Annotated in this window: 14 protein-coding genes; 9 read left to right on the top strand and 5 right to left on the bottom strand. The window is 64.0% G+C overall.

Going from position 1 to position 17,144, the window contains the following annotated elements:
• The first annotated feature begins 111 nt into the window (after positions 1-111).
• The 7 genes from FJ430_RS01665 to FJ430_RS01635 all read left to right on the top strand — a co-directional run bounded on the left by FJ430_RS01665 (position 112) and on the right by FJ430_RS01635 (position 7,456).
• Entirely contained in the window at positions 112-2,427 is a 2,316-nt protein-coding gene (locus tag FJ430_RS01665) for a putative bifunctional diguanylate cyclase/phosphodiesterase (protein WP_140650634.1), read from the top strand.
• Positions 2,428-2,987: 560 nt separating this feature from the next.
• Positions 2,988-3,680: an N-acyl amino acid synthase FeeM domain-containing protein gene (locus FJ430_RS01660; RefSeq protein WP_226892035.1), complete on the top strand. Its 693-nt coding sequence runs from the start codon at positions 2,988-2,990 to the stop codon at positions 3,678-3,680.
• Between the two features lie 94 nt (positions 3,681-3,774).
• Entirely contained in the window at positions 3,775-3,924 is a 150-nt protein-coding gene (locus FJ430_RS01655; protein ID WP_127866594.1) for a DUF3096 domain-containing protein, read from the top strand.
• A gap of 150 nt (positions 3,925-4,074) precedes the next feature.
• On the top strand, positions 4,075-4,299 hold the full coding sequence (locus FJ430_RS01650; protein WP_140650631.1) for an aa3-type cytochrome c oxidase subunit IV: 225 nt from the start codon (positions 4,075-4,077) through the stop codon (positions 4,297-4,299).
• Positions 4,300-4,384: 85 nt separating this feature from the next.
• Positions 4,385-5,629 (top strand): Re/Si-specific NAD(P)(+) transhydrogenase subunit alpha, encoded by a 1,245-nt coding sequence (locus tag FJ430_RS01645; protein WP_140702290.1) that lies wholly within the window; start codon positions 4,385-4,387, stop codon positions 5,627-5,629.
• Entirely contained in the window at positions 5,629-6,048 is a 420-nt protein-coding gene (locus tag FJ430_RS01640; protein ID WP_140644722.1) for an NAD(P) transhydrogenase subunit alpha, read from the top strand. The genes FJ430_RS01645 and FJ430_RS01640 overlap by 1 nt, the downstream gene beginning before the upstream one ends.
• A gap of 1 nt (position 6,049) precedes the next feature.
• Positions 6,050-7,456 carry an NAD(P)(+) transhydrogenase (Re/Si-specific) subunit beta gene (locus tag FJ430_RS01635; protein ID WP_140644723.1) on the top strand — a complete coding sequence of 469 codons (1,407 nt, stop codon included), beginning with the start codon at positions 6,050-6,052 and terminating at the stop codon, positions 7,454-7,456.
• A gap of 172 nt (positions 7,457-7,628) precedes the next feature.
• Here the strand turns inward: FJ430_RS01635 and FJ430_RS01630 are convergent, their stop codons facing one another.
• Positions 7,629-7,919, bottom strand: a complete 291-nt coding sequence (locus FJ430_RS01630; protein ID WP_140644724.1) for a hypothetical protein — start codon at positions 7,917-7,919, stop codon at positions 7,629-7,631.
• Between the two features lie 230 nt (positions 7,920-8,149).
• Here FJ430_RS01630 and FJ430_RS01625 point away from each other — a divergent pair, with 230 nt between their 5' ends.
• Positions 8,150-9,697 (top strand): winged helix-turn-helix domain-containing tetratricopeptide repeat protein, encoded by a 1,548-nt coding sequence (locus tag FJ430_RS01625; RefSeq protein WP_140644725.1) that lies wholly within the window; start codon positions 8,150-8,152, stop codon positions 9,695-9,697.
• A 203-nt stretch (positions 9,698-9,900) separates the two neighbouring features.
• Here the strand turns inward: FJ430_RS01625 and gyrB are convergent, their stop codons facing one another.
• Positions 9,901-12,372 carry a DNA topoisomerase (ATP-hydrolyzing) subunit B gene (gene gyrB / locus FJ430_RS01620; RefSeq protein WP_140702292.1) on the bottom strand — a complete coding sequence of 824 codons (2,472 nt, stop codon included), beginning with the start codon at positions 12,370-12,372 and terminating at the stop codon, positions 9,901-9,903.
• 240 nt (positions 12,373-12,612) lie between these two features.
• Entirely contained in the window at positions 12,613-13,185 is a 573-nt protein-coding gene (locus tag FJ430_RS01615) for an NADPH-dependent FMN reductase (RefSeq protein ID WP_140702294.1), read from the bottom strand.
• A gap of 171 nt (positions 13,186-13,356) precedes the next feature.
• On the opposite strand from FJ430_RS01615, the gene FJ430_RS01610 reads away from it, so the two are divergent.
• Positions 13,357-14,727 carry a cytochrome P450 gene (locus FJ430_RS01610; protein ID WP_140702297.1) on the top strand — a complete coding sequence of 457 codons (1,371 nt, stop codon included), beginning with the start codon at positions 13,357-13,359 and terminating at the stop codon, positions 14,725-14,727.
• Positions 14,728-14,734: 7 nt separating this feature from the next.
• Here FJ430_RS01610 and FJ430_RS01605 read toward each other — a convergent pair whose 3' ends face one another.
• Together FJ430_RS01605 and FJ430_RS01600 are read right to left on the bottom strand one after the other, a co-directional pair.
• Positions 14,735-15,718 carry a complex I NDUFA9 subunit family protein gene (locus tag FJ430_RS01605; protein ID WP_140702299.1) on the bottom strand — a complete coding sequence of 328 codons (984 nt, stop codon included), beginning with the start codon at positions 15,716-15,718 and terminating at the stop codon, positions 14,735-14,737.
• Positions 15,719-16,099: 381 nt separating this feature from the next.
• Positions 16,100-17,101 (bottom strand): Ldh family oxidoreductase, encoded by a 1,002-nt coding sequence (locus tag FJ430_RS01600; RefSeq protein WP_181175212.1) that lies wholly within the window; start codon positions 17,099-17,101, stop codon positions 16,100-16,102.
• Between the last annotated feature and the right edge of the window lie 43 nt (positions 17,102-17,144).

Raw genomic sequence — 17,144 nt, 5'->3', positions numbered from 1 at the left:
TTTTCCGATCTGTCCCGTCTGCCGCAATCCTCTGCAACCGGGGTGGAGCGCCGTTCTAAGCCTTTCTTAAGGCAGGTGTGGCATGACAAGGCGTAGTGTTGGGCCAACGGCATGGGTAGAACAAAGACCGAGAACATCCCGGCGGATGTTTATATCCAGTTTGTGCGGTCGTTGTTCGACAACGCGCACATGCTGGTGATCGGTGGCGTTTGCTACTGGATCCTCGGATTCATGATCTATTGGCGGACGCACAATCCGCTGTTTCTGGCCTTTTCTTTCGGCCTGCTCTCCATCAGCCTTTTCCGTTACTTCGGCATTCGCACCTTCCTGAAGGCGGGCGGCACCATAGCCAATGTCGAAGAGGCCAGGCGGTGGGAGCGCATCTATATCCTCAAGGGCAGCCTGCAGGGCCTGGGCCTGGGTTCGCTGTGCTTCATATCGATCTACGTTTACCCCGATCCCTTCGCCGAGCTGGCCGCGACGTCGCTGACGATCGCGACCCTGGTCACGGTTGTCGGCCGCAACTACGGCTCCCCGCAGATGGTGCGGATTTTCTCCGTGACCTTCATCGGTCCGGCCGCGCTCGGACTTCTGCTGCGCATGGATTTCCCATCGGTCCTGCTCGGCCTGATGATCATCCCGCTGACCTTCATCACCATCAACAGCGCCGACCATGTCCGCAACGTGCTCTTCTCCGCCGTCATCGGACACAAGCAGGCCAGGAATCTGACGCGCCGGTTCGATCGCGCGCTCAACACCATGTCGCACGGCTTGGTCATGCTGGGGCCAGACGGGCGCGTCGCGGTGGCCAATGCCGAAGCCGCCCGCCTGATGTCGCTGAAATCGGGCGATGCCTTGCTCGGGCGCTCGATCCACGGTCTTTTGATGCGCGGCGTCGCCGGTGGCATGCTGGCGCCGAAAGACTGCCGCTACATCGAGGCGCAGCTGACACGCGCCTTGCGCGAAGGCCGCGACCGCAAGGTGCTCGTTTCGCTGGCCAATGGCCAGCACTACGAATTCTCCGCCCGCGAAGGCAGCCAGGAACTGGGCGTCATCACCTTCGAGGATGTGACGGCCCGCGTCGAGGCGGAGGAAAAGATCCGCTTCATGGCGCGCTACGACAATTTGACCGGGCTGCCGAACCGCGCCTATTTCCACGAACTGGTCGGCGAGGCGATGGCCTCTGGCGACCAGGACCGGCTGTGCGGCCTCGCGGTGCTCGATCTCGACGACTTCAAGAGCGTCAACGACACGCTCGGCCATCCGGTCGGCGACGGGCTGATCTATGCCGTGGCCGAGCGCCTCGCGGCGATTGCCGGACCGGGCATCACCGTCAGCCGCTTCGGCGGCGACGAGTTCATGATCTTCTTCGACCGTGTCGAGGACGAGAGCCATCTCAGCACCCTGCTTGACCAGATTTTCGCGGACCTGCAGGGCGAGGTGGACGTTGCCGGCCACGGGTTGCGCATCCAGACCAGCGGCGGCGCGGTGCTTTCCAGGGTCAAGGACACCGACGCGGACGCCATGATCGTCAAGGCGGACCTTGCCCTCTACAAGGCCAAGGAACTCGGCAAGAACAGCTGGCGGCTGTTCGAGGCGGCCATGGATGCCGCCTTCCGCAATCGCCAGTTGATGAAGGCCGACCTGCGCAATGCCGTGCAGGCCAGGGAATTGCGCGTCGTCTACCAGCCGATCGTGGCTGTCAGCACCATGCGCATCGCCAGTTGCGAGGCGCTCTGCCGCTGGGACCATCCCGACCTCGGCCCGATCTCGCCCAGCGTCTTCATCCCGCTCGCCGAGGAGATGGGCATCGTTTCCGACATCAGCACTTTCGTGCTGGAGGCCGCGTGCGCCGAATGCGCCAAATGGCCGGCCCAGACCAGCGTGTCGGTCAACCTGTCGGCCAAGGATTTCCGCAGTCGCGACATCGTCCAGAAGGTCAGGGACGCCTTGGCCAAGTCGGGACTGGCGGCGCACCGGCTCGAAATCGAGGTCACCGAGACCGCGCTGCTCGACGACAAGTCGCTGACGCGCGAGTCGATCGAGGAACTGAAGGCGCTCGGCGTGCGCATCGCGCTTGACGACTTCGGCACCGGCTACTCCAGCCTGAGCTATCTCCACAAGCTGCCGCTCGACAAGATCAAGATCGACCGCTCGTTCCTGGTCGATGTGAACCAGAACCGGCAGTCGCTCGATCTGCTGAAGGGCATCGTCAGCCTCTCCCGGACGTTGGGTCTTTCGGTCACCATCGAAGGGGTTGAGACCTTCGAACAGCTGAAGACGCTGGTTCATTTGGTCAAGCCGGACTTCGTGCAGGGCTTTCTCTTCGGCGCCGCGCTCAGCGCGTCCGGCATCGAGACGATGTCGAGCGTCACATGGCCGTTTGCCGCGGACCTTCACATCGCCGGCAAAAGAACAGCCAGCTAGAAGCAAATCCAGGAAAAGTGCGAAGCGGTTTTCCGTCCGGAATTGCGTCAAACAAGAGCAAATCCAGGAAAAGTGCGAAGCGGTTTTCCGTCCGGAATTGCGTCAAACAAGAGAAAATCCAGGAAAAGTGCGAAGTGGTTTCCCGTCCGAAACTGCGCTGAAATAGAGAGCAATCGCAGAAAAAATGGAATCCGGATTTCCGTCTGGAGCGGATATGCGCTCCGTGAAACGATAGCCGTTCCGGCGTAGTATAATTCTGTGATGCACTGACGCTTTCAAGCTCTGGATACGGATTGATCTTGATGACCCGCCGTCAGGCCGGATCAGACAATCGCTGGCTGCGGTATTTGTTTTTTCGCGTGTAAGATCGATGAAAACGATCGCAGCTATTAAGGTTAACAGACGGTAAATCAGCAATCTCGAATTTTCAGCTTGTGTCTCATTTCAACTCGAATAGCTTGTCCTCAGGCGGAATTCGAGGACGGACAATAATGGAAGCTGCGGCTAAGGGTGCGTCGGCTGGCGCCAGCTCAAAAGCTGATTCCCTGCTCAACCGAACGATGATGCAGCTCCTGGAGCACGTCGAATATCGCCTCATCACCGGGGGCGAGGATCTGGAAGCGATCTACCGGCTTCGATATCAGTCCTACCTCAAATCAGGCATGTGCGGTCCGATCGCCAGCGGGATGTTCGAGGATCGCTGGGATAATCTTCCCAACTCCTACCGCTTCGGCGTCTATTGTTACGGCGAATTGGTCAGCACATTGCGCTTTCACTATATTTCCAGTGAACAGCCATACTCACCTTCGGTGGACGCCTATCCCGAAGTGTTGCTCCCGCGGCTCGCCCGGGGGGAAACCTTCATCGACGGCACCCGCTTCGCAACTGATCCCGATGCCGCGCCGGCGCCCGGCGTTCTGCCTTTCCTGACGCTCAGGATCGCCATGGTGGCCTCCAATTATTTTGGCCAGGACTCGGTGCTGACCCCGGTCAAGGTCGAGCATTCTCATTTCTATGCCCGGTTCTTCAATGCCGTGCAGAAGAGCGAAGCCAAGCAGTTCCCGGGCGTTCTTGCTCCGATCGCGCTGTTCGAGATCCCTGCCGGCGAGAATATGCGCCGCACGCTCGAGCGGTTCCCGTTCTACAATTCGACGCCGATGGAGCAGCGGCTGATGTTCGGCAATCCGGCCATCAACCGGCTGACGCCCCTCTCCATTCTGCCGACGGCGAAATACTATCGCGCCGCTGCCTGAACGCAGGCCATGAACCTTTCGCCGGCTGCTCCGTTATCAAGGTCGCAGCCCGGTCTGCCAGGCGATCGCGCCTGTCACAGGAAAGGATCCCCGCATGACCATCCACTCGCTCGCGCTGACGCCGCTGATCTCGCTGATCGCCGGCGTACTGATCCTGGTGATGCCGCGGCTCCTCAACTACATCGTCGCGCTTTACCTGATCGTTGTCGGTCTGCTCGGCCTTTTTCCCCACCTCGCCAGCTGAAATCCCGCGCCGGCCGCGTGGACACGGCTGCGGCATTCAATTTCAACTTTCGTTTGAGGCTGTTGTCGCCGGCTATGCGGCAATAGCGCCATTGCTCTTGGTTCGGCTTTTCGCTATGTGCCTCAAAGGCATTTTCGAAGGGGTACTTCCATGGCTGATCACACGCCGACCGGTCCTGTCGAGCTGGGCGCGCAAATGGACTATGCCGAGCACGACCGTACCTACAAGGGCTTCCTCGGTCTTGCCAAATACGGCTCGCTGTTCTGTGCCGCCATCCTTATCGCAATGGCCTTCGGCTTCTTCGTCGGCGGCTTCTTCTCGGCGACCGTCCTGTTCATCCTGATCATGGCCGTCGGCACTCTCATTCTGCGGTAGACTTCCCAAGCCCATTGCCCTCGACGTCGCCGGACGTCCGGCCGACGCCTTGCGCAATCAAGGTTCCAGCCGAAAGGATCATCCGGTGGGACAAATAGTATTCATCCCTCGTGAGGTTGACCCGAACGAGCCGCGCGTCGCGGCCTCGCCGGAGACGGTCAAGCGCCTGACGGGTCTCGGCTTCGACGTGATCGTCGAGAAGGGCGCCGGCCTCGGCTCCCGCATCCCCGACCAGGACTTCACTGCTGCCGGCGGTGCGATCGGAACGGCGGCCGACGCCAAGAAGGCCGATGTTGTGCTGAAAGTGCGCCGGCCGACGGATGCGGAGCTCAAGGGCTACAAGTCGGGCGCCGCCGTGATCGCCATCATGGATCCCTACGGCAACGATGCCGCGGTGGCCGCGATGGCCAAGGCCGGCATCACCGCCTTTTCCATGGAGTTCATGCCGCGCATCACCCGTGCGCAATCGATGGACGTGCTGTCCTCGCAGGCCAACCTCGCCGGCTACCAGGCGGTGATCGATGCCGCCGCCGAATATGACCGCGCGCTGCCGATGATGATGACGGCGGCCGGCACCGTGCCGGCGGCAAAGACCTTCATCATGGGGGTCGGCGTCGCCGGCCTGCAGGCCATCGCCACCGCGCGCCGCCTCGGCTCTGTCGTCACCGCCACCGACGTGCGCCCGGCGGTGAAGGAGCAGGTGCAGTCGCTCGGCGCAAAATTTCTGGCGGTCGAGGACGAGGAGTTCAAGGCGGCCGAGACGGCCGGCGGCTACGCCAAGGAAATGTCGAAGGAATACCAGGCCAAGCAGGCGGCGCTCACCGCCGAGCACATCGCCAAGCAGGACATCGTTATCACCACCGCGCTGATACCGGGCCGTCCGGCGCCGAAGCTGGTCTCGGCCGCCATGGTTGCCTCGATGAAGCCGGGCTCGGTGATCGTCGACCTCGCCGTCGAGCGCGGCGGCAATGTCGAGGGCGCGGTGCCGGGCAAGGTCGTGATGACTGGGAATGGCGTCAAGATCGTCGGCCACCTCAACGTGCCGGGCCGTGTCGCCGCATCCGCCTCGCTGCTCTACGCCAAGAACCTATACGCCTTCCTCGAGACGATGGTCGACAAGGCGGCGAAGCAGCTTGCCATCAGGCGCGACGACGATCTGGTCAAGGCCACGATGCTGACCGACGCCGGCAAGGTGGTGCATCCGAACTTCGCCAAGGCGGTCGAGCAGCCGCGCACCGAGCCGGCGGCCATTCCGGCGACGAGCATGGTCGCCGACGCCAGACCGGCGCCGAAGAAGAAGTCCGCAGCCAAGCCTAAGGGGACCGCGTGATGGACGCCTTGCAGAAAGCCCTCGACCAACTCGATCAGGCGACTGCCGCCGTTCGCCTTGCGGTGCAGGATCTTGCCAACGCGCCCGCAGGCGAGGCTGCCGGTAACGCGGCGCACGCGCTGTCTGGTGGCGCCGTCGATCCCTTCGTCTTCCAACTCGCCATCTTCGTGCTGGCGATCTTCGTCGGCTATTATGTCGTCTGGTCGGTGACGCCGGCGCTGCACACACCGCTGATGGCCGTCACCAACGCCATTTCATCGGTCATTGTCGTCGGCGCGCTGCTCGCCGTCGGCATCTCGGCCTCCGGGCTCGCCGCCGGCTTCGGTTTCGTCGCCCTGGTGCTGGTCTCGGTCAACATCTTCGGCGGCTTCCTGGTCACCCAGCGCATGCTCGCCATGTACAAGAAGAAGGAAAAGTGACGTGACCGTCAATCTGGCTTCCTTCCTCTATCTCGTCTCCGGCATCCTGTTCATCCTGGCGCTGCGCGGGCTGTCGCATCCCACCACCAGCCGGCGAGGCAATCTCTTCGGCATGATCGGTATGGCGATCGCTATCGCCACCACGCTGGCATTGGCTTTGCCTTTGGCTCCCTCGGTCGGCCGTTTCGGCTGGATCGTGCTCGGGCTGGCCATCGGTGGCGGCATCGGCGCGGTCACCGCGCGCCGCATCGCCATGACCTCGATGCCGCAGCTGGTCGCCGCCTTCCACTCGCTCGTCGGCTTCGCCGCCGTGATGGTGGCGGCTGCCGCCATGTACGCGCCGGAGAGCTTCGGCATCGGCACGGCGGGCGACATCCATGCGCAGGCGCTGGTCGAAATGAGCCTGGGCGTAGCCATCGGCGCCATCACCTTCACCGGCTCGGTCATCGCCTTCCTCAAGCTCGACGGCCGCATGTCCGGCAAGCCGATCATGATCGGCGGCCGACATCTCATCAACATCGCGCTCGGCATCGCGTTGGTGGTGCTGATCGTGCTGTTGGTCACCACGGAATCGAAGCTCGTCTTCTGGCTGATCGTCGCCGCCTCGCTGGTGCTCGGCGTGCTCTTGATCATCCCGATCGGCGGCGCCGACATGCCGGTCGTGGTGTCGATGCTGAATTCCTACTCGGGCTGGGCGGCTGCCGCGCTTGGTTTCACCCTCGGCAATCTGGCGCTGATCATCACCGGCGCGCTGGTCGGCTCGTCCGGCGCGATCCTGTCCTACATCATGTGCAAGGGCATGAACCGCTCCTTCATCTCGGTCATCCTCGGCGGCTTCGGCGGCGAGACGGCCGCGGTTGCCGACGACGGCATCGAGCGCACCGTCAAGCAGGGCTCGGCCGATGACGCCGCCTATCTGATGATGAACGCGCAGAAGGTCATCATCGTGCCCGGCTACGGCATGGCGGTCGCCCAGGCGCAGCACGCGCTGCGCGAGATGGCCGACAAGCTCAAGGCCGCCGGCGTCGAGGTGAAATACGCCATCCATCCGGTGGCCGGCCGTATGCCCGGCCACATGAACGTGCTCTTGGCCGAGGCCAACGTGCCTTACGACGAGGTGTTCGAGCTGGAGGACATCAACTCGGAGTTCGCGCAGGCGGACGTCGCCTATGTCATCGGCGCCAACGACGTCACCAACCCGTCCGCGCGCGACGATAAGTCCTCGCCGATCTACGGCATGCCGATCCTCGACGTCGACAAGGCCCGCACCTGCCTATTCGTCAAGCGCTCGCTCGGCTCCGGCTATGCCGGCATCGACAACACGCTGTTCTACAAGGACGGCACCATGATGCTATTGGGCGACGCCAAGAAGATGACCGAGGAAATCGTCAAGGCGTTTGATCACTGAGGCGACTGTGGCCGACTGACCGAAACAGAAAAGCCCGGCAGCGACAGGCCGTGGTTTTTCGTTGATCGGATGGCCTCGGTGCCGATGCGTCACGAGCAGCCCACCGCGCAGACACTCAGGTCTACTCCGTGGCGAATGCTCAAGGCGCAGCCGAAACCTGGCCGCTCTCCAATCAGTGTTCGCGGCGAAGGCGGCGGTCTGTCACCACCTGCGCCAGCATTTCTGTCGGGTCGCGGTCGACCGGCAAGGCAAAGGCGTTCTCGAGATCGCAGCTGGTAAGGCCGATATCGCGACGCTCGCATTCGCTCATGGCGGCCAGACATGCGAGCTGGCTGCGCGCCTTCCAGAACCGTGGCAGCCACAACAGCGTCCATTTCACCGCCTCGTACATCCGGAAAAGCGAGACGAGAGCGTGCCGCCGGTAGCCGGTTTCGGCACCAATCGAATGATCGGTCGTTGTCATGGCGTTTGTCTCCGTGCTCGACATGGTTGCCTCCTGTTGCGATCGCCGGCATTCGGCGCGGCCTTGGCCTGCGCACCGGTTGCAGCGATCTTGCCCACGCGTTGCGGCTTGGGTTTCTTGCCACCTTCATCGTTGAGTGCGAGATTGCGCCGTTTCGAGATGCTTGTCCGGAAAGCGGCCTGAAAGAGTACTGACGAAGCTCTGAAAATTCTGAGGATCAGACAGTCGCGATGAACGTCGAGCCACAGCCGATCTACAGCTTCGCCGGCTTCAGCCTCGACACGCGCGCCGGAGTGTTGCGCGACGGTTCAGGCGAGATCGCGCTGCGACCGAAATCGCTCGATCTGCTGATTTTTCTTATCCGCAACGCCGGCCGGCTGGTGCCGAAGGACGAGCTTCTGCATGCGGTGTGGAGCGACGTGATCGTCACCGAAGATTCGCTCACCCAATGCATCAGCGACATCCGCCGCGCGCTAGGCGACAAAGCGCAGACGCTGATCCGCACCATGCCGCGCCGCGGCTACATGTTCCCCGGCGAAGTGCTGGAGGGACCGCCAGCCGTCGATGCGCGTCCGTCGCCTCAGCTCCCCGACAAGCCGTCGCTCGTCGTGCTTCCATTCGAGAATCTGTCATCGGACCCCGAGCAATCCTACCTCGCCGACGGCACGGTAGAGGAGATCACGGCGGCGCTAGCGCGCATTCGCGGCCTGTTCGTCATCTCGCGCAACTCGGCCTTTGCTTACCGAGGCCAGGCGCTTGATCTGCCGCGCATCGGCCGCGAGCTCGGCGTCCGCTACGTGCTGGAAGGAAGCGTGCGCCGGCATCTCGACCAGATCCGCATCTCGGCGCGGCTGGTCGAGGCAGAGACCGGCAGTCTAATCTGGGCGGAAGGTTTCAAAGGTGACATCGCGGATGCGTTCGCGCTGCAGGACAATGTGACGGCGGGTGTCGCAGGCGCGATTCTGCCGTCAATCCAGATGGCGGAAATCGAGCGTGCGCGCCGCAAGCGGCCGGGCGACCTGCAAACCTACGATCTGGTGATGCGCAGTCTGCCGCATGTCTGGGCGCTCGGCCGCCAGGACAATGCGATTGCCATCGAGACGCTTGAGAAGGCTTTGCTGGGCGATCCCGATTATCCGCTGGCTCTGTCCCTGCTGTCCTGGTGTCATGCGCAGCGCAAGATCTACAGTTGGTCGACCTCGCCAGAGGCCGACCGGCGCCGTGCGCTGGGGCTGGCGGAGCGATCTGCCGAACTCAACGGTGACGATCCATTTTCCCTGGCCGTGCTCGGCGCTGCCCACACCGTGTCGGGCAATTTCGTCACCGCAGGCGCGCTGCTTGAAAAGGCGTGTTCGATCGATCCCAATTCGGCCTTTGCCTGGAACAGGAGCGGGTGGGTTGCAGCCTACAGAGACGAGGTCGAGCGGGCGGCGGAATGCTTCGAGCGGTCGCTGCGACTGGGGCCGTTCGATCCCATGGTTTATACCTGTCACTTGGGCCTGGCTGTCGTGCATTTCAGCGCCAGGCGGCCCGGTCAGGCGGCGGACCTGTATCTGCGTATCCTGGCGGAGCATCCGAATGCCTTGTGGATACTGCGTACGCTGATGCCGGCCCTTGTCGAAGCGGGACGCCTCGACGAAGCCCGGCAGCAAATGGTGCGTTGTCAGCGCGAATATCCGGAGCTCACCTTGCGGACGGTTCGCGACTCGATGCCCTTTAGAGCTGAAATTCTCGACCGACACGAAAACGCGCTGAGAAGCCTTGGAATGCCGGAATAGAGGACCACTTGCCGGATCGGTGGCCGGAACAGACAGCCGGAAGCAGGCCATGAGGCTATTTCATCGCCTGGAGCCACTGGCTAGAATCGCCGCATCGGCAACGGTGCGACCAATTTCACGAGCTATATCGTCGGAGTGGATCGTGGTCAGGCGGCGCTGCTGAACGCCGCTTTGGCAAGCTTCTTTAGAGCATCGCTACGGTCTCAAATATCCAGATTGGCCACCGACAGCGCATTGTCCTGGATGAATTCGCGGCGCGGCTCCACCTCGTCGCCCATCAGCCGCGAGAACAGCGAGTCGGCGTCGGTCGCGTCATTGACCTTGACCTGCAGCAGCGAACGCACATTCGGATCGAGCGTCGTTTCCCAGAGCTGCTCGGCATTCATCTCGCCAAGGCCCTTGTAGCGCTGCATGGTCAGCCCCTTGCGGCCGGTAGCGAACACTGCGTTGAGCAGCGCCAGTGGTCCCGAAAGCAGCTCGGAGCTTTCCTTGCGGCGCAAGGTCGGCTGCTCGCCATAGACTTCCGCCAGGCGCGAGGCATAGCGGTCGAGCTGGCGCGCATCGGCCGAAGCGATCAGCCCGGCATCGAGCTGCGCCACGTCCTTCACGCCGCGCACGGTGCGCTCGAACACATAGCCGCCGGAGCCGTCATTGGAGGCCGACGGGCGCCCGGTCCAGCCGCGCTCGGTCTCTTCGGCGATCATATCGAGCCGCCCGGCGACGCGCTCGGCCATCGCATTGGCGCGGCCGAGATCGGCAAGCACATCGGCGTTGAGCGCGCCGGCGATCGCCGCCTGCTCGACGACGCTGCGGTTGTAGCGCGTGTGCAGCCCGTTGATCAGCTGGCGCACGGCAATTGCGTCGTCGATGGCGCTGCGCAGATCCTGGCCTGTCCGCACCTCGCCGGAGGCGAGCGTCAGCGAAGCCTCGTCCAGCCCGGACTCGATCAGATATTCCTCATAGGCGTTTTCGTCCTTGAGGTATTGCGAGCTCTTGCCCCGGGTCACTTTGTAGAGCGGCGGCTGGGCGATGTAGAGATGGCCGCGCTCGATCAGCTCCGGCATCTGCCGGAAGAAGAAGGTGAGCAGCAGCGTGCGGATGTGGGCGCCGTCGACGTCGGCGTCGGTCATCAGGATGATCTTGTGGTAGCGCAGCTTGTCGGCGTTGAACTCGTCCTTGCCGATCGAGGTGCCGAGCGCGGTGATCAGCGTGCCGATCATGTCGGAGGAGAGCATGCGGTCGAAGCGCGCGCGCTCGACATTCAGGATCTTGCCGCGCAGCGGCAGGATCGCCTGGTTCTGGCGCGAGCGCCCGCCCTTGGCCGAGCCGCCGGCCGAGTCACCCTCGACGATGAAGATTTCGGACTTGGCCGGGTCGCGCTCCTGGCAGTCGGCAAGCTTGCCGGGCAGCGAGGTGACGCCGAGCGAGCTCTTGCGCGTGATGTCGCGCGCCTTGCGCGCGGCCTCGCGCGCCGCGGCCGCCTGGATCACTTTCTCGACCACGACCTTGCCTTCGGCGGGATGTTCTTCCAGCCAGGTGCCGAGCGCCTCGTTGACCAGGCTTTCCACCACCGGGCGCACCTCGGACGAGACCAGCTTGTCCTTCGTCTGCGAGGAGAATTTCGGGTCCGGCACCTTGACCGAGAGGACCGCGGTCAGACCTTCGCGGCAATCGTCGCCGGTCAGCGATACCTTTTCCTTCTTGGTCTGGCCGGACGATTCGCCGTAGCCGGTGACCTGTCTGGTCAGCGCCGCGCGAAAGCCCGCCAGATGCGTGCCGCCGTCTCGCTGCGGGATGTTGTTGGTGAAGGCCAGCACATTCTCGTGGTAGCTGTCGTTCCACCACATCGCGACTTCGACGGTGATGCCGTCGCGCTCGGCGCGGATGGCGATCGGCGTCTCGATCAGCGGCTTCTTCACCCGGTCGAGATATTTGACGAACTCCTCCAGGCCGCCGTCGTAATGCAGCTCATGGCGCACGATGTCGGCATGGCGGGCGTCGGTCAGCACGATGCGCACGCCGGAATTGAGGAAGGCAAGCTCGCGCAGTCGATGCTCCAGCGTGCTGTAGTCGAACTCGACCATGGTGAAGGTCTCGGCCGACGGGAAGAACGTGATTTCGCTGCCGCTGCGGCCCTCATAGGTGCCCGGGCGCTTGTCCTGCTCGTAGCTTCCGGTCACCTTCAGCGGTGCGTCGGCATTGCCGTGCGTGAAGCTCATCTCGAAGATCTCGCCGTTGCGGCGGACCTTGATCTTCAGCCATGCCGAAAGCGCATTGACCACCGAGACGCCGACGCCGTGCAGGCCGCCCGAGACCTTGTAGGAGTTCTGGTCGAATTTGCCGCCGGCATGCAGCTGCGTCATGATCACTTCGGCCGCCGAAACGCCCTCCGAGGGGTGGATATCGGTCGGAATGCCGCGGCCATTGTCGATCACGGTGACGGAACCGTCGGGGTTGAGCGTCACGGAGACGAGGTCGGCGTGGCCGGCCAGCGCCTCGTCGATGGCGTTGTCCACCACCTCATAGACCATGTGATGCAGGCCCGAGCCGTCATCGGTGTCGCCGATATACATGCCCGGCCGCTTGCGCACGGCATCCAACCCCTTCAAAACCTTGATGGAATCGGCGCCGTACTCGGCTTCCGCGCCATTGGCGCTTTCGGTCTGGTCGCTCATGAAAACCTGTCTGATTGATGCCGCTGGTACAGCGCGGAAAAATGGCCCCGAATCGCGCCGTTTTGATGTCCTAGATATAGGCGCAAACGGTTGCTTTTCCAAGGTTTGCGGCCATTTTGCCGGCTTGGCGAGCGACCCCGTCACGTCCGCGCGAGATGCTGGCGAGCGCATTGGGGCGTCCGACAGTGAAAGCCGTGCCGAAGCGCGGCCTCGCAAGTGTCTTCGCGGGGAGCCTCGCGCCTATCCGGCGGCACGCAACGTCTTCAGCGCCTCGCTCCATCGGGACAGTTCGTCCAGCATCGTCCTGGCGCCTCCCTGCACCTGTTCGCTCGGATGAAATGCTCGGTTCTGGTCGAGCAGCGTCGCATAGGCGGGCAGCGCCACGCCCTCCGGGATCGGCATGACGCCGACGGAGGTGAGCAACGGCTTCAAGGCCTGCGCCGCGCGCAGGCCGCCTGACACGCCGCCATAGCTGAAGATCGCTGCCGGCTTGTAGCGCCATTCATGGACCAGGTAGTCGATGGCGTTCACGATCGCGGGCGCCACGAAGTAGTTATACTCCGGCGCGACGAACACGAAGGCATCGGCGGCATCGATCGCCTTCGACCAGGCCTTGGTGTGGTCGTTCTCGTATTTGCGCAGGCGCGGATGGTGCGGCTCGTCGAGCATCGGCAGGTTGAACGCCGCGATGTCGGTCAGCACCGGCTCGAACTTGCCATGCTCGCGGGCGAAGCCCTCCAGCCATTCGCCGAAGATCGGGCCGGCGCGTCCCGGCCGCGTGCTGCCGATGATGATGTCCAGGCGTTGCTTCACTTGGGGCTCCTTGCTTGACGGTATCCGTTGGTGACTAAAGCAAGCCTCCACCCGCAACAAGCAGGCATCGGCGGACGTCGTTCACATTCCGGCGAGGCGCCGGGCCGCTCGGTCACATGGACGTCCGCTTCGTCGGACACTACATTCGGCGCTGTCAGCGGAGCACGCTTCATGGACACCAAGCCCGCCCCCTTCGTGCCGCCGGCGCCGACGCCGCGCACAAAGCCGCCTTCGACGCTGGAGATGATGCGTATCATCTACCGCAACCCGCTCGAATTATGGGGCGAGCACACCTACAACGAGCCCTGGATTTCGGTCACCGGCGTCGGCGGGCCGCTGGTGGTCGCCAATGATCCGGGCCTTATCCGCCATGTGCTGGTCGACAACGCCAGGAACTACAAGATGGCGACCGTGCGCCAACTGGTGCTGCGGCCGATCCTGCGCGACGGACTGCTGACCGCCGAGGGCGAGGTCTGGAAGCGCTCGCGCAAGGCGATGGCGCCGGTGTTCACGCCGCGCCACATCTTCGGCTTCGCCGAGCCGATGCTGAGACGCACGCTGGAATTCGCCACCCGCTACGAGGCCGGCGGTGAGACCGATGTCGCCCATGACATGACGCTGCTCACCTATGACATTCTGGCCGAGACGCTGTTTTCCGGCGAGATCGCCGGCGAGCCCGGCAGCTTCGCCAAGGAGATCGATCGCCTGTTCGAGACGATGGGCCGCGTCGATCCGCTCGACCTGTTGCGCGCGCCGGAATGGCTGCCGCGTCTCACCCGCATCCGCGGCCGCAAGACCATGGCCTATTTCCGCAACATCGTCGCCGGCACGGTGAGGATGCGCGAAGAGCGGATGAAGCGCGATCCCGACGGCGTGCCTCAGGATTTCCTCACGCTTCTGCTGCGCGCCGAGGGGCCGGACGGACTGACGCGCGCCGAAGTCGAGGACAACATCATCACCTTCATCGGCGCCGGCCACGAGACGACCGCGCGGGCGCTGGGCTGGACGATCTATTGCCTCGCCGGGGCGCCCTGGGAACGCGACAAGGTCGAGCGGGAGATCGACGCCGTGCTGGCGCGCGAGCCCGATCCGACCAAATGGCTGGATGCCATGCCGCTCACCCGCGCCGTTTTCGAGGAGGCGCTGCGGCTCTACCCGCCGGCACCCTCGATCAACCGCGAGCCGATCGAGCCGGAGACCTGGAACGGGTTGTACATTCCGAAATACGCCGCCGTGCTGGTGATGCCGTGGGTCGTGCATCGCCACCGCAAGCTCTGGGACAGGCCGAACGCCTTCCTGCCGGAGCGCTTCCATCCGGAAAACCGCGACCGGATCGACCGGTTCCAGTACCTGCCGTTCGGCGCCGGGCCGCGCGTCTGCATCGGTGCCAGCTTCGCCATGCAGGAGGCGATCATCGCCCTGGCGATCCTGCTGTCGCGCTTCCGGTTCGACGTGACTCCTGAGACCCGGCCATGGCCGGTGCAGAAGCTCACCACGCAACCGCAGGGCGGCCTGCCGATGCAGGTCTCCCGCCGCGCCTGAGCTTTTGTCAGCGATCGGCGATAGGCCGGCGCTGCTGGAACTGGCCGGCCGCGCGGAAGCGCCAGAGATAGCTGGGCAGGATCGTGGCGATCGCCTGCGGCTGGATGCCGAGGCCGGTCAGGGTCCTGGCGGCCTTGGCGGCGTCGTCCGAAACGACGTTGTGCTCGCGCAACTGCATGACCTGGTCCTTGGTCAAGAGCGGATTGGGCAGCAGCTGCAGGATCGAGGCCTGGATGTTCGCCACCCAGAACGGCACCGGCACCAGGAGGCGGCGGCGTTCGACGACCATCAGCAGCTCTTCCATGCATTGCTTGAAGGTCAGCACCTGCGGCCCGCCGAGCTCGTAGATCTGGCCGCCCTCGATCTTGCCGTCGACCGAACGCGCCACCGCTTCGGCGACGTCGCCGACATAGACCGGCTGGAACTTGGTCTGCCCGCCGCCGATCAGCGGCAGCACGGGCGAATAACGCGCCATGTTGGCGAAGCGGTTGAAGAAACCGTCCTCCGGCCCGAAATTGATCGACGGCCGGAAGATGACGGCATCGCCGATCGTGTCGAACACGGCTTTTTCGCCGAGCGCCTTGGTGCGGGCATAGTCGGACGGCGACTTGAGATCGGCGCCGAGCGCCGAGATGTGGGTGAGGCCGGCACCGACCGAGCGCGCGGCTTCGGCGACGGCGCGCGCCCCGAAATCGTGCACGGCGCCGAATTTCTGGCGGCCGGTCTCATGCAGAATGGCGACGAGGTTGACGACATGGTCGGCGCCCTGCACGGCGCGGTCTACCGACCAGCGCACGCGCACATTGGCCTGCACCGGCTGGATCTGGCCGACATTGCCGAGCGGCTGCACATGGCCGGCAAGGTCGGGCCGCCGGCAGGCGACCCGGATGCGGTAGCCGCGCTTGGCCAGCGCCCGCACGACATGGCGACCGACGAAGCCCGAGCCGCCGAAGACGACGACGAGCTTGGGGGTCTGCAGGATTTCGGTCATGAGTGGCTCCGCGCGCAAATGCTTGGCTGAAGCCGTTTCTTAATCCGTTTCTCGCCAAAGGCAAAGAGCGACCGGAAGTCGCCGTCGGCTTGTTTTTGAACTTGCCCGGAATGCCTGCCCCGCCGCATTTGGAGAAAACGGAAAACCCCGCCGAAGCGGGGTTTTCCGGGCAGCGTCCGCGCCGAAACAGGGTCCAACGAGGCGGCCAGACCTGAGACGGTATCAAGGTGGCGCGAAGCAAGCACGCACGCCCCGCCCTAAACGCTCGGCGCGGCGCCGCCAACCGCGAGCCAAACGAAGCCAACCGGACGGCTCGCGGCGTGGGATGCCCGGAGATTGGTCGTTGCAGGGCGAGAAAAGGTTCACTCGCGGAGAGGAAAATCAGGCCGAGTAACGCTCGGCGAATTCGGAAATGCGCTGCACGACCGCCCTGGACGTGGTGATGCCGCGCGCCTTTGCCTTCTCCGCGGCTTCGGCGCGGGAGCGGCCGGGGATATGCACGCCATAGCGCCGCCGCAGCCGGTCGAGCTGGTCCTTCATGCGCTGCTCGAATTCCGGGTCGAGCAGCTTGGGTTCGATGGCGAGAACGAACAGGCCGGTGCCGGGGCTGTCCGGCCCGCCGGTGAACCAGGGCGCGTCGAGCGACCAGTTGGCGCCCGAAATGCCGGCCGCCAGCACCTCGACCATCAAGGCGATGTTGGCGCCGCGCTGGCCGCCGAAGGCAAGCATGGCGCCCTTCATCGCCGCCGCCGGATCGGTGGTCGGGTTGCCGCTGGCATCCAGCGCCCAGCCTTCGGGGATGTTCTTGCCGTCCTCGGCCGCCTTGCGGATGTTGACGAAAGCGGTGGCGCTCGACGACTGGTCGATAACCAGCGGCGGCCCGTCGGCGGCGGGCGATGCAAAGGACATCGGATTGGTGCAATAGACCGGCTTGACCGAACCTGAACCGGCAAGCACCGCCGGCCCGTTGGTGGCGGCGAAGGAAACCAGCCCCTGCTCGGCGAGCCGCCCGGTGAAATAGCCGAGCGCGCCGCATGTATAGGAATTCTTCTGCGAGAAGATCGAGACGCCGAACAGTTTTGCTGCCTTGACCAGATCATCGATCGTGCGGTCGAAGCCGGTATGGGCAAGTCCGCCGCGCGCATCCGAAAGATAGACGGCGAGCGCTGGTCGGGTGATCGCCGGATCGGCGTTGCCGTCGATGCGGCCGGCTTCGAGCGCTTCCAGATAATCGATGAAATGCGACAGCCCCACCGCCGACAGGCCTTCGGCCTCCGCGGCGATGATCGAGGCGGTCAATGACTGCGCCGCTTCTTCGTTGGCGCCGGCGCCGAGCGCCGCCATCCGGCATAGGCCTGTTGCCTGGTCGAGAGTGAGTTGCATCAGGGCTGCTCCTGAGTGAGTAGAAAAGTAGGGAGTAGTCAGT

This window comes from Mesorhizobium sp. B2-8-5 (genome assembly GCF_006440675.2).
GTDB lineage: Bacteria > Pseudomonadota > Alphaproteobacteria > Rhizobiales > Rhizobiaceae > Mesorhizobium.
This window is presented reverse-complemented; position numbering and strand designations above follow the sequence as displayed.